Raw genomic sequence first — 23,568 nt, 5'->3', positions numbered from 1 at the left:
ACAGCGGAGTATGGAATATGAAGCTCATGATATGCAGCGCACGCCAACTATTGCGCGCACTGGTTAACTATCGCCAGGGGACGGATATTGCGCTGGAGCAAATTGACGCAGACGAAGGCGCAGTCAATAACGCAATCGCCGCATCACTGAAAAATGATCACGACCAAAGTCGCGTTTACCGATCCGCTGAACCCACCGCCGACCTCCTGTGCAAACGTAAACGGCGTCCACCCGGGCTGCGGTTAAAAATCAGGCTGGTTCGCTTCAGTTTATGCAGCGGCGTATCCCGCGCCGAGCAAGGCGTCAATGAGCTGTCTCGCGCCCAAAACACCCTCTCTGACTACCTCCGCGGGCTATAAAATGAAATGCAAACCCTGTCACAAAAAATTAATGGGAGCGTTTCCATGACAGGTTGGTGACAGCTTAGCTCTCTATATTCGGGAAGAAGCATCGCCCCTGCTTTTTTATTGATCAAAAAACAGGCGAAAAAGCGAGTTCGTGTTTACAGAAATCTCGTTTTTTCTCAGGCGCTTATACGTTATGCTCGATAAAAATAACAGGAGCAGACCATGAAAGCAGTATCTTCAAAATCTTCCACTCCCTGCGTATTTCCGCACGTTGCAAACACGCGTAACGGACAATACTCGCCACCGCGCGACTTACTCCTGTAATCCAGTTCAAATCTTACCTAGAATTTCAAGCACAGGAGGTAGACGCATATGCCAATATTTTTCAGGAATGTGAAAACGTTTTTACAAGCCGCCGCCCTTACGCTGGCGCTGGCTCCGACCGCTCATGCAGACGTGCAGAAGTTTCTCATCCCCGCTGGCGAAGGCGGCGGCTGGGACACCACCGCCAGAGAGACCGGCGCAGCGCTCACTAAAATGGGGCTCATCGGCGGCGCCAAGTATGTGAATTATTCCGGTGAAGGCGGCGGACGCGCATTGAACGCGCTGGCGACATCCAAAGATTATAAGGACGCCCTGATGGTGCAGTCGCTGCCGCTGATTCTGCGCAGCCTGTCGGGCGTTTACGAACGCTCGTTTCGGGACGTCACGCCCGTCGCCATGCTGATCGCTGAATATCAGGTCGTCGTGGTGAACAAAGACTCTCCCTACCAAAACATGAATGACCTGCTGGCGGCCATCAAAGAAATTGGCAAGCGCAAGCCTATCGTAGGCGGCTCCGCCAAAGGCAGCCTGGACCACATTACCGCGCTGGCGGTATTGGAAGCGGCCAACATGTCCTCTAAAAAGCTGCGTTACTCCGCCAGCGACGGCGGCGGCGACGCCATGCGTAAATTCTCCAACGGTTACGCCCTTGCGATGGTGACCGGCATGGGGGAAGTCGTAAAACAGATCAAGTCCGGCGAGCTGCGCGCACTGGGCGTCACCAGCGCCGAGCGTCTGGAAGGGTTTGATATTCCGACAATGAAAGAACAAGGCCTGGACGTCGTTCTCGCCAACTGGCGCGGCTTCTTCGTCGCTCCCGGCACCCCGGACAAAACCGTCACCAAATATGCGGACATGCTCGCCGCGCTGGACAAGTCTCCAGACTGGAAAACCGTCAGACTGAAATACGGCTGGGAATCTCTATACATCCCGACACAGGACGCCAAAGGCTTCCTGGAAGAGCAAGAAGTCACCATCCGCAGACTGCTTAACAGCATCTAAGCGCACTCGAGCAGATTTCAAACATCTGAACTTAACAAGGGGCTTCAATTTGGCGGCCCCTTTTTATTTCTACTCCCAACTTATTCATTTCAACTCCAAATTCCCAGACTCCAGCGCTGCGCCTCCTCCTAGAGCAATTTAGCGCAATATCCTGACGTTATTTTCATTCCGCGCCGACCTGGTCATATTTCAACCTCTCCGCCTGTAACGCTTATAGAACCCGGCGTACACGCATCCAGGCCTCTCAAATTATTACTTCTTACTGTAACTTATTTTTAACATTTACACGCCACAAGTGCCGCAAAATAGCGCGATTTTGTGGATACGACTGAAACACGCAAGAAATATTTAGTTTGTATTCTAAGTATCAACTGTATAGAATCCTCCACCCCATGAGAAACGAAATTACTGCTATGCACATTCCAGACAGGCGTCAGTCAGAGATTATTCTGCGTGCGCCCACCGCTGAAGACGGCCCTTCCGTTCACCAACTCATCTCACGCTGTCCCCCACTGGACGAAAATTCGGTTTACTGCAACTTGCTGCAATGCACGCATTGGGCGAATACCTGCGTCATAGCGACAAGCGTTGATGAAAGTGAAAATCAAAAACCAGGAGGATTTATTTCCGGATACCTCCTGCCGGAAGACGCCAACACCCTGTTCATCTGGCAGGTGGCGGTTGATAGATCCATGCGCGGAAAAGGACTGGCGGGACAGATGTTGCGCGCCATTCTTGCGCGGGACGCCTGTCGAAACGTATCGCACCTGCAAACGACCATTAATCCCAGCAACCAGGCCTCCTGGAAACTGTTCGAGAAACTAGCCCAGGAATTGGGAGCGGAGATGCAACGGCGCACTCTGTTCGATGCGTCGCAGTTTACTGACGATCACGAAGAAGAAGTTTTATTGACGATAGGCCCGTTCGACCCATCCTGTCTGCGCGATTGACGCGGACTTAAGCGATCCGGTCTCAGGACCTGTATCCGGAGCAAGGGAGTGCATCCGGATTTAAATCAGACGGCGGAGCATTTCGCTGTCGCGGGCTCACCGCACCATGCTTGACATTCATCAGCTACGACAAGGAGAAACCATGAATATTTTCCAAGAAGTAGAATCCGGCGTACAAAGTTACGCCCGCTCATTTCCTAAAATTTTCAACAAGGCCAAAGGCGTTCATCTGTATGACGTTGACGGCGAGAAGCATCTCGACTTTCTGGCTGGCGCCGGCACTTTGAACTACGGCCATAACAACCCTGCGCTAAAAGAAGCGTTGCTTGAATACATCAGCCAGGACGGCGTCGCTCACGGTCTCGATATGCATACCGACGCCAAAGCGCGTTTTCTGACTGAATTCAAAGAGCGCATCCTGACCCCACGTAAGCTGGAGTATGTGGTTCAGTTCACTGGCCCCACCGGCGCCAATGCCGTGGAAGCCGCACTCAAAGTCGCCCGCAACGTTACCGGACGGCACAATGTTGTGGCCTTTACCAATGGCTTTCACGGAGTCACTCTGGGCTCTCTGGCGGCCACTGGTAACAGCCACCACCGCGATGCTGCGGGCGTGCCGTTGAACAGTGTCACACACCTACCCTACGACGGCTATCTGGGCAAGGACGTGGACACCAGCAAACTCCTCGACAAGATGATCTCTGATAACAGCAGCGGCCTGGACCTGCCTGCGGCGGTCATTCTGGAAACGGTGCAGGGCGAAGGCGGCCTGAACGTAGCCAGTGAGCGCTGGTTGCGCAATGTTGAGGCGATCTGCCGCAAGCACGGCATTCTGCTGATCGTAGATGACATCCAGGCAGGCTGTGGACGCACGGGGACCTTTTTCAGTTTCGAAAAAGCCGGCATCAAACCGGATATCGTGACGTTGTCGAAATCCCTCAGTGGATTCGGTCTTCCCTTCGCCGTCACCCTGATCAAGCCTGAGTATGACCAGTGGAAACCCGGCGAACATAACGGCACTTTCCGTGGCAACAACCACGCCTTCATTACCGCCGCCGCCGCGATTCGTCACTACTGGTCCACCCCGGACTTCGCCGCAGAGATCGAACGCAAAAGCGAAGTTCTGCGCACCGAGTTGAACAAGATCGCCGATAAGCACGGCAAGACGCTCATGCAGGCGAGAGGCCGCGGCATGATGCGCGGGCTGAATTGTCGCGACGGAGAACTGGCCGCCGCTATCTGTAAGCGCGCGTTCCAGAAAGGCCTGATCATCGAGACCAGCGGTTCCGAATCCCAGGTAGTGAAATGCCTGTGTCCGCTGGTGATCTCAGAGCAGGAACTCAAAGAGGGACTGGCGACGCTGGCGCAGTGCGTGGAAGACGCATTGGTCCATGAAATCAGCAAAGCCAGCTGATAGACCTCTTGCGCCTTTTATCTTTGTACACAGGTATACCTTTATACATCCGTCACGAATTCAGACTTATTGCAGGAGTCAATTGCAATGATCGTTAGAACACTGGAACAAGCTCGTCAATCCGATTGCAGAGTGAAAGCGGACAACTGGGAAAGCGTCCGTATGCTGTTGAAAGACGACAACATGGGCTTTTCCTTCCATATCACCACCTTATACGCCAACAAGGAAACGCCGATTCATTATCAGAACCATCTGGAATCGGTGTATTGCATCTCCGGTGAAGGCGAGGTGGAAACCGTCGCCGATGGCGAAGTCTACGCCATCAAACCCGGCACCCTTTACGTGTTGGATAAACACGACAAACACCTGCTGCGCGCCTTTAGCGAAATGACCGTCGCCTGTGTCTTCAATCCGCCGCTTAACGGCAAAGAGACCCACGACGAGAATGGCGTGTACCCCCTGGAAGCAGAAACCATAATGGAGTAGAGCAAAACCATGAACATGATTCTTGATAAAGCCCACCTCACCCCACCGGACCCCTATCCTTCGCGAAAAAGTTCGGAAGTCTGCATTCTCAAGCGCTGCGACCCGGTGGTTTACAGTGAGTACGACGCCGACTGCCCTCTGACTCAAGAGCAGGTGGAAAGCTACGACAAAAACGGCTTCCTGATGCTGCCCGAACTGTTCACTCAGGAAGAAGTCGCGCTGCTAACCGAAGAAATGGAGAGAATGCGCCGCAATCCCATGATCGCCAAGCGCAAGGAAACCATTACAGAGCCGGAAAGCCAGTCGGTGCGCTCCATATTCAGCGTACACCAACTTAGTCCCCTGTTTTCCAGACTCGCCACCGACCAGAGACTGATGAACATCATTCGTTTCATCCTCGGCGACGACCTGTATATTCACCAGTCCCGTCTGAACTACAAGCCCGGATTCCGCGGCAAGGAGTTCAACTGGCACTCCGACTTCGAGACCTGGCACGTGGAAGACGGCATGCCGCGCATGCGCGCCCTCAGCGCCTCCATTACCTTGACCGAGAACTTCGAGTACAACGGTCCATTGATGCTGGTGCCCGGCTCGCATCAATACTACATCGCCTGCGTCGACGGCACGCCGGAGGATAACTACAAGACATCGCTGAAGCGCCAGGAGTATGGCGTTCCCGACGAGATCGCCCTGAGCACGCTGGTCAACGAAGGCGGTATCGCTACCGCCACCGGCAAACCCGGCTCCGTGATATTGTTCGACTGCAACACCATGCATGGCTCCAACAGCAATATCTCGCCTTTCCCGCGCTCCAACGCCTTCTTTGTTTATAACGCCTGGAGCAATCGCCTGGAGACGCCTTTCAGCGACCACCAGCCGCGCCCGGAATATATCGCTTCCCGGCAAGCGACTGCGCCGCTTAAGGCCGGATCACTAACCGATCCCTCCTGAGCCAGATCAGGTCTCGGCGCCCGACGACGGGCGCCGGCCTTATCCTTCAGACATTTCGCGCATCGCCCCGCGCAGCTCCGCCATCACCCTGTCCACCAACTTCGCCTTTACCGGTCGCTCACACAGACCGACGCCAAGCCTTAACAAGGTTCCCCGCCATCCAGCGGAAACGCCGCGCATTTCCGCCAGCGCCTGCGGCCACACTGCGTCGAGGCGATCCCGAATCCATCCTTCCGCCAGCGTCATTTCAGCGCGACTTAACGCGCCAGGCCACCTGGGCATGGCGCTTTCCATCGCCTCGCCTTCAAAAGGCTTACCTACGCTCGCCATTAAAGGCGCGATCTGGTAATGATCCCGACGAATGCGGGAGGTGAAACGTTCCCGCTCCACATCGCTGAGCGAAGCGTATCCATGCTGGATGATGGGGTTGGCGGCGGGTAAAACAAACCAGTCACGCAGGAACTTATAGCCGTTCAGCCGCCCAAGAAAGAAGTCATGGTGACGATAGGACTCTGAAAAGAAACCAAGAAAACCCTGTAATCCGCCGGCGGCGATATCTAACCCTCCCTTTTTACCTGGACGCCGAGGGGCCACCAGAAAACGGGAATAAATATCGCCAGCGTCCGCCAGTCGAATATCCTGGCAGTCAAACCGGGTCTGGTTTTTCAGGCCGCTCAGCAATCCCAGCAGGATGTGAGCCAGAGAGTCCTGACCCGCCAGTCCCGGCGCGGGCGCTTCAGGGAACGGGTCCAGCATGATAACCGCCCGATTCGCCGCAACGCCGGTGCGGGGATTACGCCCCTCCAAGCCCGACAACGTCCGCCGCGCCAACTGAAACGGCTCATTGTTCATCACGCCGCCATCCACATTGAGAAAGCAATAGGTCTCCTCTTGCTCCTCTTCCCGCCCCCACGCCGGCGTGACAAACCGATATACCCCTTCGTCATCACAGCGAATAAAACGCCAGTCGTAATCACGACGAGGCCTTCGCAAAGTTCTCGCCTGTAACGCAACGGGAAAGGCTCCCGCCGCCAGCGCTCCCTGAATCAGGTCACGCCAGGATTCATTTAAGAAATCCAACGGCAATGCGCGGTGATCCGGTGGAAAGTCCAACACCTGAACAGCTGCGCCAACCGGGACGGCGAAGCTCAGATGATCCTGATGCAGCCGCGAAAGGTGCCCGGTCAGGTCACGCGCCCCCGGCCCCTCTCCCTTTGCCGTGGAGAAAGCGAATGCGTAAGGAACGCCACGTAAGTTGGATACCGTAAAGTGCAGACTGAAGGCGTCTCCCATCCAGGGCCGTTGATATCCATCAGACGACTCAGCGGTGGCGTCCAGGCGTCGCAACAGCGATTCCGCCACTTGATCCAGGTGCGCGGAATTCAAGAGCGATCGTAACGCAGAGTCCTTGCCCAGACCGTCAGGACGCAGCAGGCGTTGGGCGTCAATATCTCGAACCCAAACCTGGTAAAAAGGATTGTTGAATAGATAGCCGGGCTCTTCCCTGGGGTGACGCCCATGTTTAAAATCCCGTCTGGCGAACAACGCCGCCAAGGCGCCGTTCATCGCTCCTGCGGAAGCGCCGGATACCGTTTTTAAGCGCACGCGATGGACGGGAACGCCAGTCTGTCCCCTCGTCGCCTCCCATGCATCCAGAGCCTCAAACAATACATCCATGAAACCCGCTGCGTAGGCGCCGCCGGACACCGCGCCCGCCAACGCCAGGGCGAATTCAAATGTATGGGAAGGCACGGGATTTTCCTGGGAAACGGAGCGGTCTTGCGGAAACCACCGTTTCAATTCGCTGACGTAGTCCGAATATTCATGGCGCTGAGAAATTGATTGCATAACAGACCTCCTTATCATCCGATGAAAAAGCGCGCATGGCGTCCGTCGGGAAGAGCGAAGACGTCATGCGCGAACTTAAATCAGGCCTTACTGCGCTATCCAGATTACTCATCAAAACGACCAACTTGGGCTCCATTTCCTCGCTGCGGCGGATCACTGCGCGCCCCATTTAAGGGCATATATGTACTTCAGGAAAGTAAAGGTTCAATATCGGTGCTTGGGTGAATCGCCGGTGACGCAGCCCGTCGCGGAATACGGCGGAAGTTTCCGAAACCTGTCCGGCTGGTCATAAAATTGCTTCTGCATCAGCGGCGGCCGCTGAGCATGAGGCTACCCGCCGTCAATAAACAAAAAAACACGATCCGGGAGCATACATTACGATGTTGAATGTCAGCATGACTGCGTTACTCAAAAAAGCCCGTCAACCTCTGATCGCCCTACTCGGCGCCGTGGCGCTGCTGGCGTCGTTCATCAGCCACGCGGAGGCGCCCTTTAAGGTCGGGTTTGTCTATGTCGGCCCTATCGGCGATCACGGCTGGTCCTATCAACACGATCAGGGACGCCAGGCGCTGGAGAAGCATTTCGGCGACAAAGTCAAAACCACCTATGTAGAAAATGTGCCGGAAGGCGCCGACGCGGAGCGGGTCATCCGTAATCTGGCCAAGTCCGGCCACAAGGTGATCTTCACCACCTCCTTCGGTTTCATGAACCCCACCTTAAAAGTGGCGGCCCAGTTCCCCAACGTTGTGTTCGAACACGCCACCGGCTACAAACGCACCAAAAACGTCAGCACCTATATCTCCAACACTTATGAAGGACGCTACGTATCTGGCTATGTGGCGGCGAAAATGAGCAAGACCGGCAAGCTCGGTTACATCGCCTCCTTTCCCATTCCTGAAGTCATTCGTGACATCAACGCCGTGCGTCTCGCCATGAACAAGGTCAATCCGGATTATGAGCTGAAGATTCTCTGGGTCAGCAGCTGGTTCGACCCGGCGAAAGAAGCGGAGGCGGCTAATGTCATGATTGATCAGGGCGTCGACGTCATTCTGCAGCACACAGACAGCCCCGCCGCCATGCAAGTAGCTGAACAGCGCGGCGTGTACGCCGTCGGGCAATCTTCCGATATGTCCCGTTTCGGCCCCAAAGCGCACTTGGTGTCGGTCGTGGATGACTGGTCCTATCACTACATTCACACCGTGCAAAGCGTCATGGACGGGACCTGGAAACCTCGTGATTATTGGGGCGGCATGGCGGAAGACATGATCCTGTTGCCAGAGTTCAACAAAGCCATTCCCGCTGACGTGGTGAAAGAAGCGGAATCCATGATCGCCGACATCAAGTCCGGCAAACTGAAACCCTTCACCGGTCCTATCTATAACCAGAAAGGCGAGTTAAAAGTCCCTGCCGGTGAAGAGCTCGCTCACGAAGAAGTCGCCGGCATGAATTGGTATGTACAGGGAATCAAAGGCGAAATTCCCCATTAAGAGATCGCATCAGGTAAGCGCGACGGGCCGCAAAATGCTATGTTTAAGGCATTAGCGGCCTACGGCCGAATCTCAAAAAAGATCGCAGGAATTTGATATGCAAGACTTTCTGAAAGGACTTCCCAAGGCGGAGCTACATTTGCACATTGAGGGCTCGCTGGAGCCGGAGTTGATGTTCGAAATCGGACGCCGCAACGGCGTCGCCTTGCCTTTCGCCAATGTGGAAGAAGTCCGTGCGGCTTATGAGTTCAACAACCTGCAGGAGTTTCTGGATATCTATTACCAGGGCGCCCAGGTGTTGCTGCATGAGCAGGACTTTTACGATATGACATTCGCCTATCTGCAGCGATGTCGTGAGCAGAACGTCATCCATACGGAAATGTTTTTTGATCCGCAAACCCATACAGATCGCGGCGTGGACATTGGCGTGGTGATACGCGGCCTGACCCGCGCTATGGAGGATGCGGAAGCGCAGTGGGGCCAATCCAGCAAGCTGATTCTCTGTTTCCTGCGCCATCTGAGTGAAGAAGCGGCGATGGAAACGCTGCGCCAGGCGTTACCTTATAAGCAGCACTTTGTCGGCGTTGGGCTCGACAGCTCTGAAGTCGGTCATCCCCCAGAGAAGTTCCAGCGCGTGTTCGAGCAAGCGCTGAACGCCGGCTTATTGAGCGTGGCTCATGCCGGTGAAGAAGGACCGCCTGAGTATATCTGGCAGGCGCTGGATTTGCTGAAGGTCAAACGCATCGATCATGGCGTGCGTTGCATTGAAGACGCGGCGCTGATGCAGCGATTGATCGACGAACAAATTCCGCTGACCGTCTGCCCGCTCTCTAATATCAAGCTATGCGTGTTCGACTCCATGTCAGAACACAACATTTTGCGTCTGCTGGAAAAAGGTCTGAAGGTAACAGTGAACTCGGATGACCCGGCGTATTTCGGCGGCTATATGAATGAGAACTTCATCGCCATGCAGGAAGCGCTACCCATGAGCAAAGAGCAGGCGGCGCAATTGGCGAGAAACAGCTTTGAGGCCAGTTTTCTGACCTCAGAGGAGAAAGTGCGTTTACTTGCCCGCCTGGACCAATATCTGCAAAATCACTGAGACAGAGCTCACTCGCAGCATTTTTTATTTTTCTTACCGCTGCCGCAGGGACATGGATCGTTCCTGCCGACGCTTAATGCCGTCCAGGTGGCGTCCCCATCCACATACAACCAGCGCCCCTGCTCTTTAGTGAAACGGGAGCGTTCCTGCAACTGCATCCATTTGTCCCCTTCCTGAAACGTGGCCCGAAAATTTACCCAGCCTTGTTCGCCTTCCGAGCCGCTATCCAGCACTTCCAAACGCTTCCACTGGATGCTTTCGTTCGGCTGTAAATCAGCCGGGCGATGCTGCGCGCACCACGTCTGCTGCAGGTACTCCATCAACCCCATCGCAAAGGCGGTATACCGGGATCTCATCAGCTGTTCCGGCGTCTCCGCCGCCTTACCGGAATGCAGCGGCTGGCAGCATTCTTCATAAGGCGAACCGGAATTACAGGGGCACAGGTTATTCATAACTACTCTCATTCAGTCAACAAAGGTTCGGATGCCCGCCCTTTTTTAGCGGAGCGCGCCTGAATCGCCAGACCGGCGACAATAAAACCAAGACCCACCAGGGTCAGCATGTGAATTTTCTCGCCCAGAATAAAGTGGATCAGCAGCAGAGAAATAAACGGCGATATAAATATTAGATTACTGATGCGACTGGCGTGGCGCGTATATTTCATCGCCATCAGCCACAACATAAAAGTCACGCCCATTTCAAACAGACCGACATAGACTGCGCCGCCCAACGCGGCGGGCGCCAGATTCAAAGGCCAGGCCAGCACGGCGGCGCAGGGCGTGGCGAATAAGAAGTTTTGAAACAACCCGATCACCGGATCGCGCTTGTCTCTGGAGTTCAAAATCCAATAGGCCGCCCAGACCAGGGTGCTGACCAAAGCCAGCGCAATCCCTATAAGATTTAAAGATTGTCCGCTGTCATCGCCGCCAAAGGAGATCACCACCACGCCGCTGTAACTCACCAACATGGCGATCACATCCGTACGCGTGAGCTTGTGGCCGAGAAAAGGCACAGCAAGAAACGCCAGCATCAACGCCCAGGTGTAGTTAATGGGCTGCGCTACCTGGGCAGGAAGCAGATCGTAGGCATAAAACAGAATGTGGTAGTACAGCAGCGGATTCAGTAGACCGAAACACAGCGCCCGCCAGCCGTTTTCCCGCAAAGAACGCATCGCCTCCGCCAGACGCCCCTGCCAGAGCAGCGCCGCCCCCAGGGCCAATACGGATGTCAGACTGGCGAAAAACACCAGCTGACTGACACTTTGCTGCGCCAGCGCCAATTTGAACGCGGTGGCCACGGTGGACCACAGCAAGACGGCGGACAAACCATAGCGCAACGCCAGCGACTCGTTAGTATTGCGCGAAACTTCCTGAGACATAGCTGCGTCCTGTACTTCTATCCTGACGACAAATATTGAAGATTTCGCCAATCCGCAATATTTGGACTATGTTTAAATTATGCCGCTGACGATGTCGTTAAAGCGACCCAACCCACATATCGCCACATCTCAGCGGCATTCCTTCATGCACTGCTGACGGGCGACCACAATGCGAGTCCATCCTCCGACTCTATTAATCCTTAGCATATCCGCCCTTGCGCTGATGACGGAACGGGGCGCTGCGACGGAGCTGTCCGCCTGTGAATCCGAAAGGGAAAAAATGACGCAAACATTAGGCGCCGTTTTCAAACCTTATCTAAGAAAGCACGAATCCCTGGCCAGCCAACGCGGCAATATAATCGACTTGAAAGTCAGCCTCAACGGCTGGGTGGAAGACATCGCGCAATGTTATCGCAATGTCTACGCAGAACGGGGCGCCCCGGAAGACGATAATGTTCTGAATAATGGTTTGCACTGGGCGGGAACCCTGACCGAATTTCATGAACTGGTGAAAACCCTGAACCGCCAGATTCAAACCGAAGCCCAGAAAAAAGCCGAATCTCTAAGCGAAAAAGATCCCGCCTTCCGCCACCTCCTGCAACAGGTCCTTCTCCCCAACTTCCCGCTACAAGCGGAAAGATCGGGGGGAGAGTTTATTTGAGCCAGGTTCCCGCCAACCTAGATAATGTTCTGGCGACCTCGGCAGAAGTCGAGTTAATCTGCTAATACTGATATCAATTAATGGCGCAGCAAGAGCACCAACGCCATGACCAAGGATATGCGATTAAGTTCGCTTGCAATCCGGCGTAGGACGCCGACTGCTTCGGGGTTGCGTTTTTGCATGCAGCTTCCCGCAAGATTGTTGTGGCTGCTCTATTTCGCTTTCTCCGTGTCTTTCCTCTTTTCGTCTTTCACCACAGAAACCCTTGCCGCAGAAACAAGCGGGGGGAATTCATCTCCCAAACATCCGCCACAGGTATGGACCCTTGATATACAGGGAGCTATCGGACCCGCCAGTGCGGATTTGTTCATGCGCGCTTTAGAGGAAGCGAATGAAGCCGGGGCGTCTCTTTTTCTATTGCGACTGGATACTCCTGGCGGCTTGGACAAGTCCATGCGCGACATGATTCAGGCGATTCTGGCTTCCTCAACTCCAGTCGCCGCCTACGTTTACCCCAAAGGAGCCAGAGCAGCCAGCGCCGGCACATATATTCTGTATAGCTCTCATATCGCCGCCATGTCTCACGCCACCAATCTGGGAGCCGCCACGCCGATATCAATCGCAGCTCCTTCATCCTCGCCAACAAAGCCTGACGACGACGCAGAAAACAACGAGAAAGGACTAAGCACACTGGAGCACAAGCAGATCAATGACGCCGTCGCTTATATTCAGGGCTTGGCGAAACTGCGAGGCCGAAACGCAGACTGGGCGGAACGGGCCGTGCGCGACGCCGCCAGTCTGAGCGCGGAAGAGGCGTTGCAAATGAACGTCATTGATATGATGGCGGATTCAACAGAGCAACTGCTGGCCCAACTGGAAGGAAGGCAGGTCAACCTTGATAACGGGGCGGTAACCTTAAAACTGTCTGGATATGAGTTGCATCCTGTCGAACCAGATTGGCGCAACCGCTTTCTGGCTGTCATCACCGATCCCAGCGTCGCTTATATCCTGCTGCTGATCGGTATCTATGGACTGCTGCTGGAAGCCTACAATCCCGGCGCCACCCTGCCTGGCATCCTCGGCACCATATGCCTGTTGATCGGCCTGTATGCATTACAGCTGCTGCCTATCAGCTACGCGGGATTGGGACTCTTGTTGCTGGGCGTCGCACTGATGACGGCGGAAAGCTTTGCTCCCAGCTTCGGCGCGTTGGGTTTAGGCGGAGTGGCCGCATTTATTCTTGGCTCCGTCATGCTGATGGACACGAAATCGCCCGCTTACCAGATCGCTCTGCCCGTTATCATTGCCGTCGCCGCCTTATCCGTCCTGGTGCTCAGCGTGCTACTGCATTTCGCCTTCAAATCCCGAAAACAGGCGGTGGTGTCCGGTGTGGAAACCCTTATCGGATCGCAGGCGGAAGCAATCGCCGATTTTGAAGGGAGCGGCCGGGTCGCCGCACAAGGACAACTATGGATGGCTTATTGCGATACGCCAGTAACGCAAGGCCAAAAACTCAGAATCACAGGAATACAGGGACTGACCCTGCAAGTGGAGGCTATCCCATGATCGCTTACGTTGTTTTGGCGCTGGTTATTATTGCGCTCGCCCTGCTGCTGACGATGTTTCGCGTCATGCGCGAGTATGAGCGCGCCGTGGTGTTCTTGCTTGGCCGCTTCTACAAGGTGAAAGGGCCTGGACTGATCGTTATCGTTCCCATCATTCAACAAATGGTGCGCGTCGATCTGAGAATCGTGGTCATGGATGTGCCGACGCAGGACGTAATATCCAGGGATAACGTATCGGTTAAGGTCAACGCTGTGGTGTACTACCGGGTGCTGGACCCGCAGAAAAGCGTGATTAATGTGGAGAATTACAACGAGGCCACCAGTCAACTCGCGCAAACCACATTGCGTTCAGTGCTTGGTCAGCATGAGCTGGATGAAATGCTTGCGTCGCGGGAGGAGCTGAATGAGGATATCCAGCGCATCCTTGACGTCCAGACCGACGGCTGGGGCATCAAAGTCTCCAACGTGGAAATCAAACATGTGGATCTGGATGAGCGCATGATTCGCGCCATCGCCAAACAGGCGGAAGCGGAGCGTATCCGGCGCGCCAAGGTGATTCACGCCACTGGGGAGCTGGAAGCATCGGAAAAATTGCGCGAGGCCGCCTCAATTCTCGCCAAACAACCGCAGGCGATTCAGCTACGCTACCTGCAGACGCTCACGGAGATCGCCAGCGATAAAACCAACACCATCGCGTTTCCACTGCCGCTGGAAATTCTCAAGGCCTTCGGCATCCAGGAAAGTGAGTCCAGCTGACCTCACCGTCAAGCTTAACTCGCCTCGGAAAACCGACTCAGGGCATGGATTCCGCACAGGGGTAGTCGGACAACTTCTGCAATACGCTGAGTTGCGCCGCTGTAGCGGTTTTTATCTGATAAGTCACTTGCAGGCCGCCAAAGTCAAACTGGGCATGGCCGGAGGTGTCCGACTCGGGCGTAATCCGCGCTTGCTCAAGGAACCGAAACAACGCCCACTCTCCAAAGAAGTCATACCGTTTACGGTCGCCGTTCAACGTTTCTACTTCCACGTATGCGTCCGGGTGGCTCGCCGGCCAGGCGAACTCGGACCAAAATCTCGGTCCGGGCACGGAAGCCGCCTCTACTTCACCGATTACCATTCGAATCCGTCGAATTGTTGATGGCATCGTCAAAGGCTTAAAACTCACTCTAAAACCAGCCTTTGGTGCGGTCTCCGAAGAATGGGCCGCTGGGCTCGCTATCGGGGATGTGGACAACGCCGCCACGACTTCGTCTCGATAGCATCCAACTTCTGCCGCCATCGCGTTCAAACAGCTTCCTGCAATCAGCGCAGCCCACGCAAACGCCTTCAACAGGAACCTCATTGACGCCCGCTTCTTACGCTAAAAAAGAGACAAAAAATCACCTATAAACCTCCCCATTGCCAAGCCCTCCGCAGGATAGCATTATTGGCGAATCGATTTCAGAAGCGGCGAAAATCGCCTCAAACAAAAAGCAGGGAAGCCCGTCACCACTACCTTCCCTGCCGTCATTCCTACAAAAAGTTATAACGAGAAAATTGCAATAATGACTACGAAAAAAACAGTTCTACTAAGCATGAGAATGCTTGTGGATATCGATAACAACGCTAAAGAAGAACAGGCGCTCAACGCTATTGAAGAAAAAGCTCAAGAGCTGTTTGGTGAAGCCAATTTCGAATTATTATTTAAAAACTCAAGCACATTGAACGAGAGAATCGATTGCGATAAATGCTGTGTCTGCGGCATTTGGGTTTATGACAAAAATGTACAATGGTCCGCCGGGGACCTTTATGATCTTTCTCCTGGCATCAAAATTCACTCGGATATGTTCTGCTCATTTTGTGAACCGCCACGTCCCCCGATGATTTCCGATGAAGGCGCCAATGAATGGACCTCAGAGCCTATAAGCATAGAGTGGGAAAATAGCTGGGGAAGACCCGTAAGAAATTCGCACAGCAGAGGCTGGGACAACGATGCAGACGGCGGGGGCTGGTAGAAAGTTGGCGTAGTGTGACGCTGAGGGGCGATTCGCCTCTCAGCGCTCAAACTTCGTCGATAACACAATCGACGACATGGTTTTTTCGATGCCTTCTATCTCACCAATGTGATCCAGCACTTCATCGATCTGTTCCGTGGTTTCCGCGCGGATCAGGGCGATGAAGTCGTACTGTCCATTGATCGTGTACAGCGACCGCACTTCGTCTATGCGTCGCAGCGCCGTTTCCACCTGCTTGTTCAGCTTCGGATTGATTTCAATCATCACCTGGGCGCTGATGCGCTTTTTCTCATATTCCTTGTCCAGACGGATGGTATAGCCGCGAATGACCCCTTCCGCCTCCAGCTTGGCGATGCGTTCATGCACTGCGGTGCGGGACAGGTTGAGTTTTCTCGCCAGTGACGAAGTGGCTTCTCGCGCGTTCGCCTGCAATAGGTCGAGCAAACGTTGATTTTTTTCATCCATATGACGATTTCACTACATATGTAGATATTTCGTCTAAATTTATCAGTAAATTCGTCACTATGACAGTTACAATCCGACATCTGCGCCTCCTATTATAGATTTATTCATCCAATAACAATTAGGAGAGGCACATATGAAACCCATCGTTGTTGTAGGCGCTGGTAAAATCGGCTCAATGATCACGGATTTCCTGAACAGCACTGGCGACTACAAAGTCACGCTGGTGGATCAGAATCAGGACGCGCTGGACCGCATCGCCGAAGAAATTCCCGGCATCTCAACTGTGAAGGCGAACGCCTCTAACCAGCAGGAAATGGAAGCCGCCTTCAAAGGCCACTTCGCCGTTATCAACTCCTGCCCTTTCGATATCAGCGCATCCATCGCTCACGCAGCCGCAGCGCAGCAGGTTCACTACCTTGACCTGACTGAAGACGTCGCCAGCACTCGTTTGATCAAGTCCCTGGCGAAAGACGCCAAATCCGCCTTCATCCCGCAGTGCGGCCTGGCTCCTGGTTTCATTTCCATCGTGGCTTATGATCTGGCGCGTAAATTCGACTCCCTGCACAATGTTCACATGCGTGTCGGCGCACTGCCCAAGTTCCCCTCCAATGCGTTGAAATACAACCTGACCTGGAGCACCGACGGCCTGATTAACGAATACCTGAACCCTTGCGAAGCCATCGTTAACGGTCAATTGCGTGAAGTGCCTCCCATGGAAGAGCTGGAGCATTTCTCCCTGGACGGCGACGATTACGAAGCTTTCAACACTTCTGGCGGCCTGGGCACCCTGTGCGAAACGCTGGAAGGCAAAGTGTCCAACCTGAACTACCGCACAGTGCGTTACCCTGGTCACCGCGACGTCATGAAGCTGTTGCTGAACGACCTGCGTCTGGGCGAGCGTCGCGACCTGTTGAAAGAAATCATGGAGTCCGCCATCCCTGTCACCATGCAGGACGTTGTATTGGTATTCGCCAACGTCAGCGGCGTGAAGAACGGCCTGTTCCTGCAGGAAACCTTCGCACGTAAGATTTACAGCCGAGAAATCAACGGTAAACTGCGTAGCGCCATCCAGATCACCACCGCATCCGGCATCTGCGCTGCGCTGGACCTGCTGGCGGAAGGCAAACTGCCGAACCAAGGCTTCGTACGTCAGGAAGATATCCGCTTCGAAGACTTTATAAACAACCGTTTCGGCCGCAACTATATGGAAGACGACGGGAAAAACCCTTCGGCTTCAGTGCGTCGCGTAGCCTGATCAAATATGGGCGCGGCGACCCCGCGCCCCGACATCAGGACAGGTAGCGAACCAGAAGCTCGCTACAAGGACAAGCAAACGCACTTACGACTCTTTACGGGAGGACCGCTATGAATATCCAAGAGATTTTTTCAGCCCTGGGCATGGACCAGGGCATTCTTGCTTCAGGGGACTACAAAATCAGCTCCCCGGTTGACGGCAAAGTGATCGCCAACCTGAAACTGGACAGCAAAGACGAAGTAGAAAAGAAAATCGCCGCCGCCGCAGACGCCTTCAAAGCCTGGCGTCGACTGCCCGCTCCTCAGCGCGGCGAGCTGGTGCGTCTTTACGGCGAAGAACTGCGCAAGCACAAAGAAACCCTGGGCGCCTTGATCACGCTGGAATGCGGCAAGATTATTTCTGAAGGCCAAGGCGAAGTACAGGAAATGATCGACATCTGCGATTTCGCCGTCGGTCTGTCCCGTCAACTGTACGGTCTGACTATCGCTTCCGAGCGCCCCAATCACGCACTGCGCGAATCCTGGCACCCAATTGGCCCAGTCGGCGTTATTTCCGCGTTCAACTTCCCCATGGCGGTTTGGGCATGGAACAGCGCACTGGCGCTGGTGTGCGGCGATCCGGTAATCTGGAAACCTTCCGAGAAAACGCCTCTGTGCGCCCTGGCCTGTCAACATCTGCTGGATAAAGCCATCGCTCGCTTCGGCGAAGCGCCAGAAGGCCTGTCCAGCGTCATCATCGGTGAACGTGAAGTCGGCGAACTATTGGTTGACGACAAGCGCGTACCTTTGATCAGCGCCACTGGCAGCTGCGCCATGGGCCGCGTAGTCGGTCAGCGCGTCGCGGCTCGCTTCGGCAAATCCATTCTGGAACTGGGCGGCAACAACGCCATCATCGTGGCGGAATCCGCTGATCTGGACATGGCAACTCGCGCCATCGTTTTCGGCGCAGTCGGCACCGCTGGCCAACGCTGCACCACCACTCGCCGCGTCTTCGCTCATGATTCCGTATATGACGAATTACTGGGCCGTCTGAAAGCCGCCTACAAGCAACTGCCTATCGGCAACCCACAGGAAGCCGGCACGTTGATCGGTCCGCTCATCGACGGACGCTCTTACGAACAAATGGAGCAGGCGCTGGCTGACGCCAAAGCGAAAGGCTGCGACGTATACGGCGGCGGACGCGCGCTGGAAAAAGAGTTCCCACAGGCTTACTACGTGAACCCCGCCATTGTGGAAGGCGGCAACGCGCTGACCAACAACGCTCACGAAACCTTCGCGCCGATTCTGTACTTCTTCCGCTATTCCGACCTGGAAGAAGCGATTGAACGTCAGAACGACGTGCCGCAGGGTCTGTCTTCCGCCATCTTCACTCTGAACATGCGTGAAGCGGAACTGTTCACCTCCGCGGTGGGCAGCGACTGTGGCATCGCCAACGTCAACGTCGGCACCAGTGGCGCTGAAATCGGCGGCGCATTCGGCGGCGAGAAAGAGACTGGCGGCGGTCGCGAGTCCGGCTCCGACTCCTGGAAGGCGTACATGCGCCGCTCCACCGCGACAGTGAACTATTCTTCCGAGCTGCCGCTGGCGCAAGGTATTAAGTTCGATCTCAACTAAGCCTTTGCTGAGTTGACTTGAAAGGAGAGCTTCGGCTCTCCTTTTAACATCCGCGCCAGGACGCGCGGTTCGACAGGTCAGGATTTTCCTTATTGGTTTAACACTTTATTGACATGGCAATAATATTGGCATGTTGATAAACAGGCGCATGGATGCGCCTGCGCGGCGGCCAGCCGCGGGAGACAGGGTCTGACATGTGCAGGCCCTGTCGTGGCGGACACAAATAGAAGGAAGCTATTTGTGTCCGCCTGATTAATATATACCGATGATGTACGGGAAGCTGTTTCCGACTGTGCGCCTGTAACCGGACTTCGACCGAAGCCGGATCTCCTCCTCTTCTTCCAGAACGCCTCAGGCGTCTGGACGCACGCCGGTCAGACGAACGTCAGTATTATTTTCAGGATTACGAGCCGTACCATGCAAACTACTGCGCTTTTCAAACTGTTGTCTTCGCTGACTGACGCCGCCAAGGCTCAGCAATTGCTTGATTCCGTTCAATTGCACCCCATTTTCGCCCAGCCTCACCATGACGACGAGCAGCTCAACCGCGCCGTCATCGCCCAGGCGATGAACATGATGCTGTTTGACGACCTGCTGGAGCGGGTGCCGGAAGGCAAGCAATACGTGGCTGAAAAACTGGCGTCTGGAGAAAAGGTCGTGTTCGACCATGGCGCGCTGCGCACTGTGGCCTGGGAAAATCAGGCGCTGCCGATGGGTTATAAAGCGTTTGCGCGCATCCTGGAGCCTCTCGGCTTCACCGTGGCCGGACAGTATCCGTTGCCCAAGCTGAAAATGTGCGGCTTCGTCTACACGCATGCGGACCTGCCCCACGATATCGCCCAGTACTTCGTCAGTGAGCTGTACCCGGAGCAATTCACCAAATCTTTCCAGGACGCCGTTGACCGAGTGGTTTCCGTGTCTTCCGATCCATTGACGCCGCGCTCTGCGGAGCTGTTGCAGAAGCTGGCCGCAAACGGCGCTCTGCCTCTGGCGGACGCGGCGGAATTGCTGCCTAACCTGCTGCAGTGTTTTGACCGTCAGCACGGCGTGCCCCACTTGCACGACTATCTGGCGTTGCGGGAAGAGTCCGCGGAAATGGCCTGGATCTCCACCGAAGGCAACGCTTTTAACCACGCAACCGATCGCGTGGGCGACATTCGTCAGCTGGACGCTCATCAGCGTGAGCTGGGCCGTCCGATGAAGGACGAAATTGAAGTGGCGCGCAACGCCAACATCATGCAGACCGCTTATCGCGCCACCAAAGTAAAACGCCAGTTCAAAACGGATCAAGGCGTCGAAACCCATGAGGTTCCCGGCTCCTTCTTTGAATTCATTCAGCGCAACGATATCGACGAGAGCGCTGAAAAGGGCATGGACCTGCGCTTTGACAGCAGCAACGCCCAAGGCATCTTCACCATGACTCGCGCCGTTGAGCAAACGGCCGAGACAGCGGAATGCTAACTCCAGCATATTGAAGAATTAGCGCACATCGTCGCTCCGGCCAGGCTTTGCAAGCCAGCGGCCTGGACCGAGGTTGGCCATGTGCGCATTTTTTCGCTTCTTTTCGGCCGGTCAGGCTATACTCCCCTCCTCGATTAACCCCGACAACGCCACGTTCACAGACTTCGCCATGCACGCAACAGGAATCGGCGACTCACGCCCATTGCTAATTCTCTACACCCCTCACCGTCCGCCCATGCCTCAGTATGAGCAGATGGAGGACTATCGTTGCGGCATTTCTGGAGAGACGGAAGTCATCATCAAAGAGACAGGCAATCATTGGCGCAAGATTTTTTCCATCTTCGCCAAGATAACGCAGGGACTGTTGTTTCCAGAGGAAGACTGGCGCGCGGTGCGGGACAGGCGTTTATTCACGGAAGGCGGCGCGACGGCGTTGTTGTTTCAACAACACCTGCAGGAGACGCCAACAGACCATCAGCCTCCTGTGCACGTTATAGGGGGACAGCAATTCGCGGAAGGGTTCTTAACGCTTCCCCAGACACCTCAAGAGTTGCAGGAAGACTGTCGCATCTTGCGAGCGGGAAACGTTTACCTGACGCCCTATCTGGACTACAGGCAGTTTCCCAACGCGTTGATAGCAACATTGCTCGCCGACATAGAGCGTCAGGGGCTTGTGACGACTAGGCCGTCGCCGCTTTAAGCTCCACTTTCAGGGGAGGAACTCCCAGCTTTTCTTCCTCCTGCAGACACTGCAGCGCCAGCTCTGAGATAGTGCGGCGATAAGCGTAACGCATCACCCGCAGACAGCGGTCGCTGATCTGGAAGATCGCGCCGGCGTTCAGCTCATCCAGCTTCTCCTCTGGATTCACGCCCCAATTCACGGCGAATTCCGCCAGAGTCTGCTCTTTGCTGGTGGAAAAACGCAGGTCGATATTGGCGGAGATCTGATGGAATTGACGCAGATATTCCCTCGCCAACTGCACATGTCGCGCCGCCGCCTGAGCGAAAAATTTAGGGCGCTCTTCTTCGTCCTGGCGATACAGGGCGTTAAGCCCCGCCATGCATAATGGCAGGCTGTCCCAGATATCCCGTAATAAGAACAGCTGACGGAAAGTGTTGTACAACGACTCCGCCCGCGCTTTGTCATCGGCGGACATCTGCGCCATCGCCAGATGCATGCGCTGCGCCACATAGGCGTCCAGACAGCGACTTAACTCGCCCGCCATCCGTTTCACTTCCGTACGTCGATCATCCAGACTGCGTTGCACAGAACTAATATCGCCAGCCTTCACGCCAAAATCAGCGGCGTCGATGTTATACCCCGCCTCCACATACGCCAGCCCGACCTGAGCCGCCTCCATATGCTGATAGGCTTCCCAATACAGCTCCATTTGCGCCGTCGCGCGCGGAATCTGGCCGCGCAGTTCAGTCACGGCCCCAGCCAGATCCACCTCCGTCGGCGTGGCGTTAAACGGCTTCATCAGGCGCATAGAGAACAGGTCGGCGAAGTAGCGCTTCAAGGCTTCTTCCGACTCATTCATTTTGGAGTGAACGTCTCTTATTTCCTCGAAGGAGCACAGGTACTGCTCGGGCTTCTCCAGCCCCATTGAGTTGTATATGCGCAGCGTGACGATTTTGCACAAAGCGTCAAAATCCGGCATCAACTCAGTGGCGGGAAATTCATCGGTCCAAACCGGCTCGTAACCCAGAGATTCTGCATGGGCGATGCGGTCGTTATCCGCCGGATGGGTATCCCAAACATTGGTCTGGCGCTCATCCATTTTCGCCCGCACTGCGTCGATTTCTTCCTGGGACAGTTCCGCCGCCAGCTGCGCAATGGTTTGCGGCAGGTTGTCGATCAGGCGGTCTTCGTTCCAGGCGGATTGCCAGATCTCGTCTCTGCGCTGCTGCGACATGGACATATTCCACAACGCCACCGCCGTACTCTGAAAGGTTTCGCTGCCCGCGACCCAGCTTTCGTATCGATCGGCGTCGTACTCCATCTCCCGGGACATCCAACGGGTGACGCGCAGATTGAATAAGAACAGGTATTTCAGAATCAGGCGCGTGCCTTTGATCATGCCCTGCGCGGCGATCAGCGCCACATCCAGCGCAAAAATCGGGGAATACTCACGCCATTTGCTCAAGCGACGATCCCAGGCGTCGGGATAGAAGGCCCGGCTCGCCATCCAGGCATTGGCGGTGTTGACGATATAGTTGGCGATCATGGCGTTGCGTTGCGCAAAGTGCCCGAACTCATGCCCCAATACGCCAATGAATTGCCGACTGTTCATGCCCGCCAGCAGAGGCAGGCCGACCGTCAGGGTCAAACGTCCCTGAAACAGGCTCAGCAGTCCTTTTTCCGGGGCGACGTGAGCATTGACCTCGCCATCCACGTAGATCTTCACCGGAGCAGGCAAGCCCATGCGTTCGGTGAGCAGCTGCACCAGCTGATAAAAGCGGCGATACTTTTTCGGATTCAGTTCCAAGGTGCGGTTTTCATGGTCGCGGCCAAAGAACGGCTTCAGCAGGAACAGCGCGAATACGGTTCCCAGTAGAACCGGCACGAACACCATCAATGTCCCCATCGCGTTGGTTTTACGCACCGCCAGAATATCCGGGATACTCATCCCGTACCAAATCGTTCCCACTATCGCGCAGATTGTCAGGCTGATGTAAATCAAAGGCGCTATCAGACTCAACAGGGTCACGCTGAACAGCCCCAGTTTATAGGCTGTGGTTACCGGTAATTTGGGAATAGGTTGATGCAGACGCTCCTTCGCCAGGGCAAGCACGTCTCTTTGTATGTCGGCGTCTTTGGCTGGCTTGGCGCGACTGGCTGTCGATGGGGCTGAGCTTTTGGCGGGCTGTGCGGCTTCTGTCGACGCAGGTTGCACAGGCTTCGTCGCCACCTCCTCGGAGGGACAAGGCTGCAACGTCACCGCCAGTCCCAGGCGAACAAATAAGGCCTGATATTTTCTGGCGTCAGAAGAAGACAAGGATTTCTTGATCACCACCGCCCCCGTCAACAGACGCTCGACTTGCGCGTTCGATAACTTCAAACGCGCAACGAGATTATCTCGCACCTGACGCTCTTCGAAACCGGAAAGAATTTTACCCTGGCTGATAACATTGAACTGGGGGGAAGCAGGTGCGCTCAAATCGACATCCTTTGTGGAGGCAGCAAAAGGCGGCAATTTTATGCGCCGAAGCTGATATTTTCTAATCTTTTTAGTTGTTTTTACGCGACGAAGTGTAACTGGCG

At 55.0% G+C, this 23,568-nt stretch carries 22 protein-coding genes; 16 read left to right on the top strand and 6 right to left on the bottom strand.

What is annotated here, in order from left to right:
* Positions 1–17 precede the first annotated feature (17 nt).
* From KP814_RS04685 to thpD, 6 genes are all read left to right on the top strand, one after another.
* Entirely contained in the window at positions 18–359 is a 342-nt protein-coding gene (locus KP814_RS04685) for a hypothetical protein (RefSeq protein ID WP_216735657.1), read from the top strand.
* A 360-nt stretch (positions 360–719) separates the two neighbouring features.
* Positions 720–1,673 (top strand): tripartite tricarboxylate transporter substrate binding protein, encoded by a 954-nt coding sequence (locus KP814_RS04680; protein WP_216735656.1) that lies wholly within the window; start codon positions 720–722, stop codon positions 1,671–1,673.
* Between the two features lie 392 nt (positions 1,674–2,065).
* Positions 2,066–2,623, top strand: coding sequence for a diaminobutyrate acetyltransferase (gene ectA / locus KP814_RS04675; protein ID WP_216735655.1), 558 nt, complete (start codon positions 2,066–2,068; stop codon positions 2,621–2,623).
* Positions 2,624–2,765: 142 nt separating this feature from the next.
* Entirely contained in the window at positions 2,766–4,037 is a 1,272-nt protein-coding gene (gene ectB, locus KP814_RS04670) for a diaminobutyrate--2-oxoglutarate transaminase (protein ID WP_216735654.1), read from the top strand.
* An 87-nt stretch (positions 4,038–4,124) separates the two neighbouring features.
* Positions 4,125–4,523, top strand: coding sequence for an ectoine synthase (locus tag KP814_RS04665; protein WP_216735653.1), 399 nt, complete (start codon positions 4,125–4,127; stop codon positions 4,521–4,523).
* Between the two features lie 9 nt (positions 4,524–4,532).
* Positions 4,533–5,474: an ectoine hydroxylase gene (gene thpD, locus KP814_RS04660; protein WP_216735652.1), complete on the top strand. Its 942-nt coding sequence runs from the start codon at positions 4,533–4,535 to the stop codon at positions 5,472–5,474.
* A gap of 39 nt (positions 5,475–5,513) precedes the next feature.
* On the opposite strand, the gene KP814_RS04655 is transcribed toward thpD, so the two are convergent.
* Positions 5,514–7,322, bottom strand: coding sequence for a patatin-like phospholipase family protein (locus KP814_RS04655; RefSeq protein WP_216735651.1), 1,809 nt, complete (start codon positions 7,320–7,322; stop codon positions 5,514–5,516).
* Positions 7,323–7,702: 380 nt separating this feature from the next.
* On the opposite strand from KP814_RS04655, the gene KP814_RS04650 reads away from it, so the two are divergent.
* Complete coding sequence (locus KP814_RS04650) at positions 7,703–8,809, top strand: BMP family ABC transporter substrate-binding protein (RefSeq protein WP_216735650.1); 1,107 nt, start codon at positions 7,703–7,705, stop codon at positions 8,807–8,809.
* Positions 8,810–8,906: 97 nt separating this feature from the next.
* On the top strand, positions 8,907–9,911 hold the full coding sequence (locus KP814_RS04645; protein WP_216735649.1) for an adenosine deaminase: 1,005 nt from the start codon (positions 8,907–8,909) through the stop codon (positions 9,909–9,911).
* An 8-nt stretch (positions 9,912–9,919) separates the two neighbouring features.
* Here KP814_RS04645 and KP814_RS04640 read toward each other — a convergent pair whose 3' ends face one another.
* Together KP814_RS04640 and KP814_RS04635 are read right to left on the bottom strand one after the other, a co-directional pair.
* Positions 9,920–10,363 (bottom strand): YchJ family protein, encoded by a 444-nt coding sequence (locus KP814_RS04640; RefSeq protein WP_253938161.1) that lies wholly within the window; start codon positions 10,361–10,363, stop codon positions 9,920–9,922.
* A gap of 8 nt (positions 10,364–10,371) precedes the next feature.
* Positions 10,372–11,289, bottom strand: a complete 918-nt coding sequence (locus tag KP814_RS04635) for a DMT family transporter (protein ID WP_216735647.1) — start codon at positions 11,287–11,289, stop codon at positions 10,372–10,374.
* 169 nt (positions 11,290–11,458) lie between these two features.
* Here KP814_RS04635 and KP814_RS04630 point away from each other — a divergent pair, with 169 nt between their 5' ends.
* The 3 genes from KP814_RS04630 (at position 11,459) to KP814_RS04620 (ending at position 14,271) form a co-directional block, all read left to right on the top strand.
* Positions 11,459–11,950 (top strand): hypothetical protein, encoded by a 492-nt coding sequence (locus KP814_RS04630; RefSeq protein WP_216735646.1) that lies wholly within the window; start codon positions 11,459–11,461, stop codon positions 11,948–11,950.
* A 369-nt stretch (positions 11,951–12,319) separates the two neighbouring features.
* On the top strand, positions 12,320–13,516 hold the full coding sequence (locus KP814_RS04625; protein ID WP_253938160.1) for a nodulation protein NfeD: 1,197 nt from the start codon (positions 12,320–12,322) through the stop codon (positions 13,514–13,516).
* Positions 13,513–14,271 (top strand): slipin family protein, encoded by a 759-nt coding sequence (locus KP814_RS04620; protein WP_216735644.1) that lies wholly within the window; start codon positions 13,513–13,515, stop codon positions 14,269–14,271. Before KP814_RS04625 ends, KP814_RS04620 begins: the two co-directional genes overlap by 4 nt.
* Positions 14,272–14,308: 37 nt before the next feature.
* Here the strand turns inward: KP814_RS04620 and KP814_RS04615 are convergent, their stop codons facing one another.
* Complete coding sequence (locus KP814_RS04615) at positions 14,309–14,794, bottom strand: type VI secretion IcmF C-terminal domain-containing protein (protein WP_256445961.1); 486 nt, start codon at positions 14,792–14,794, stop codon at positions 14,309–14,311.
* A 307-nt stretch (positions 14,795–15,101) separates the two neighbouring features.
* Here KP814_RS04615 and KP814_RS04610 point away from each other — a divergent pair, with 307 nt between their 5' ends.
* Positions 15,102–15,509, top strand: coding sequence for a hypothetical protein (locus KP814_RS04610; protein WP_216735642.1), 408 nt, complete (start codon positions 15,102–15,104; stop codon positions 15,507–15,509).
* Positions 15,510–15,548: 39 nt separating this feature from the next.
* Here KP814_RS04610 and KP814_RS04605 read toward each other — a convergent pair whose 3' ends face one another.
* A complete protein-coding gene (locus tag KP814_RS04605) occupies positions 15,549–15,974 on the bottom strand; it encodes an Lrp/AsnC family transcriptional regulator (protein WP_216735641.1) in 426 nt (141 codons plus the stop codon).
* 133 nt (positions 15,975–16,107) lie between these two features.
* Here KP814_RS04605 and KP814_RS04600 point away from each other — a divergent pair, with 133 nt between their 5' ends.
* The 4 genes from KP814_RS04600 to KP814_RS04585 all read left to right on the top strand — a co-directional run bounded on the left by KP814_RS04600 (position 16,108) and on the right by KP814_RS04585 (position 21,003).
* Positions 16,108–17,229 carry a saccharopine dehydrogenase family protein gene (locus tag KP814_RS04600; RefSeq protein ID WP_216735640.1) on the top strand — a complete coding sequence of 374 codons (1,122 nt, stop codon included), beginning with the start codon at positions 16,108–16,110 and terminating at the stop codon, positions 17,227–17,229.
* Positions 17,230–17,339: 110 nt separating this feature from the next.
* On the top strand, positions 17,340–18,842 hold the full coding sequence (locus KP814_RS04595) for an aldehyde dehydrogenase family protein (RefSeq protein ID WP_216735639.1): 1,503 nt from the start codon (positions 17,340–17,342) through the stop codon (positions 18,840–18,842).
* A gap of 417 nt (positions 18,843–19,259) precedes the next feature.
* A complete protein-coding gene (locus KP814_RS04590; protein ID WP_216735638.1) occupies positions 19,260–20,303 on the top strand; it encodes a DUF1338 domain-containing protein in 1,044 nt (347 codons plus the stop codon).
* Between the two features lie 79 nt (positions 20,304–20,382).
* A complete protein-coding gene (locus KP814_RS04585) occupies positions 20,383–21,003 on the top strand; it encodes a hypothetical protein (protein ID WP_216735637.1) in 621 nt (206 codons plus the stop codon).
* On the opposite strand, the gene KP814_RS04580 is transcribed toward KP814_RS04585, so the two are convergent.
* On the bottom strand, positions 20,984–23,464 hold the full coding sequence (locus KP814_RS04580; protein WP_216735636.1) for a M48 family metallopeptidase: 2,481 nt from the start codon (positions 23,462–23,464) through the stop codon (positions 20,984–20,986). The genes KP814_RS04585 and KP814_RS04580 overlap by 20 nt on opposite strands.
* Positions 23,465–23,568 lie beyond the last annotated feature (104 nt).

It is taken from the genome of Hahella sp. HN01, assembly GCF_018986435.1.
In the GTDB taxonomy this organism is placed as follows: Bacteria; Pseudomonadota; Gammaproteobacteria; order Pseudomonadales; family Oleiphilaceae; genus Hahella.
The sequence above is the reverse complement of the archived record's forward strand: the minus strand, read 5'-3'. Positions and strand labels throughout refer to the sequence as shown.

Bases quoted from the DNA above. Each gene is read 5' to 3' on its own strand.
- thpD (WP_216735652.1), top strand. From the start codon at position 4,533: ATGAACATGATTCTTGATAAAGCCCACCTCACCCCACCGGACCCCTAT.
- KP814_RS04635 (WP_216735647.1), bottom strand. From the start codon at position 11,289: ATGTCTCAGGAAGTTTCGCGCAATACTAACGAGTCGCTGGCGTTGCGC.
- KP814_RS04645 (WP_216735649.1), top strand. From the start codon at position 8,907: ATGCAAGACTTTCTGAAAGGACTTCCCAAGGCGGAGCTACATTTGCAC.
- KP814_RS04640 (WP_253938161.1), bottom strand. From the start codon at position 10,363: ATGAATAACCTGTGCCCCTGTAATTCCGGTTCGCCTTATGAAGAATGC.
- KP814_RS04650 (WP_216735650.1), top strand. From the start codon at position 7,703: ATGTTGAATGTCAGCATGACTGCGTTACTCAAAAAAGCCCGTCAACCT.
- KP814_RS04685 (WP_216735657.1), top strand. From the start codon at position 18: ATGAAGCTCATGATATGCAGCGCACGCCAACTATTGCGCGCACTGGTT.
- KP814_RS04665 (WP_216735653.1), top strand. From the start codon at position 4,125: ATGATCGTTAGAACACTGGAACAAGCTCGTCAATCCGATTGCAGAGTG.
- KP814_RS04620 (WP_216735644.1), top strand. From the start codon at position 13,513: ATGATCGCTTACGTTGTTTTGGCGCTGGTTATTATTGCGCTCGCCCTG.
- KP814_RS04625 (WP_253938160.1), top strand. From the start codon at position 12,320: ATGCGCGCTTTAGAGGAAGCGAATGAAGCCGGGGCGTCTCTTTTTCTA.
- KP814_RS04630 (WP_216735646.1), top strand. From the start codon at position 11,459: ATGCGAGTCCATCCTCCGACTCTATTAATCCTTAGCATATCCGCCCTT.
- KP814_RS04595 (WP_216735639.1), top strand. From the start codon at position 17,340: ATGAATATCCAAGAGATTTTTTCAGCCCTGGGCATGGACCAGGGCATT.
- KP814_RS04680 (WP_216735656.1), top strand. From the start codon at position 720: ATGCCAATATTTTTCAGGAATGTGAAAACGTTTTTACAAGCCGCCGCC.
- KP814_RS04615 (WP_256445961.1), bottom strand. From the start codon at position 14,794: ATGGCGGCAGAAGTTGGATGCTATCGAGACGAAGTCGTGGCGGCGTTG.
- KP814_RS04655 (WP_216735651.1), bottom strand. From the start codon at position 7,322: ATGCAATCAATTTCTCAGCGCCATGAATATTCGGACTACGTCAGCGAA.
- KP814_RS04605 (WP_216735641.1), bottom strand. From the start codon at position 15,974: ATGGATGAAAAAAATCAACGTTTGCTCGACCTATTGCAGGCGAACGCG.
- ectB (WP_216735654.1), top strand. From the start codon at position 2,766: ATGAATATTTTCCAAGAAGTAGAATCCGGCGTACAAAGTTACGCCCGC.
- KP814_RS04585 (WP_216735637.1), top strand. From the start codon at position 20,383: ATGTGCGCATTTTTTCGCTTCTTTTCGGCCGGTCAGGCTATACTCCCC.
- KP814_RS04600 (WP_216735640.1), top strand. From the start codon at position 16,108: ATGAAACCCATCGTTGTTGTAGGCGCTGGTAAAATCGGCTCAATGATC.
- ectA (WP_216735655.1), top strand. From the start codon at position 2,066: ATGAGAAACGAAATTACTGCTATGCACATTCCAGACAGGCGTCAGTCA.
- KP814_RS04590 (WP_216735638.1), top strand. From the start codon at position 19,260: ATGCAAACTACTGCGCTTTTCAAACTGTTGTCTTCGCTGACTGACGCC.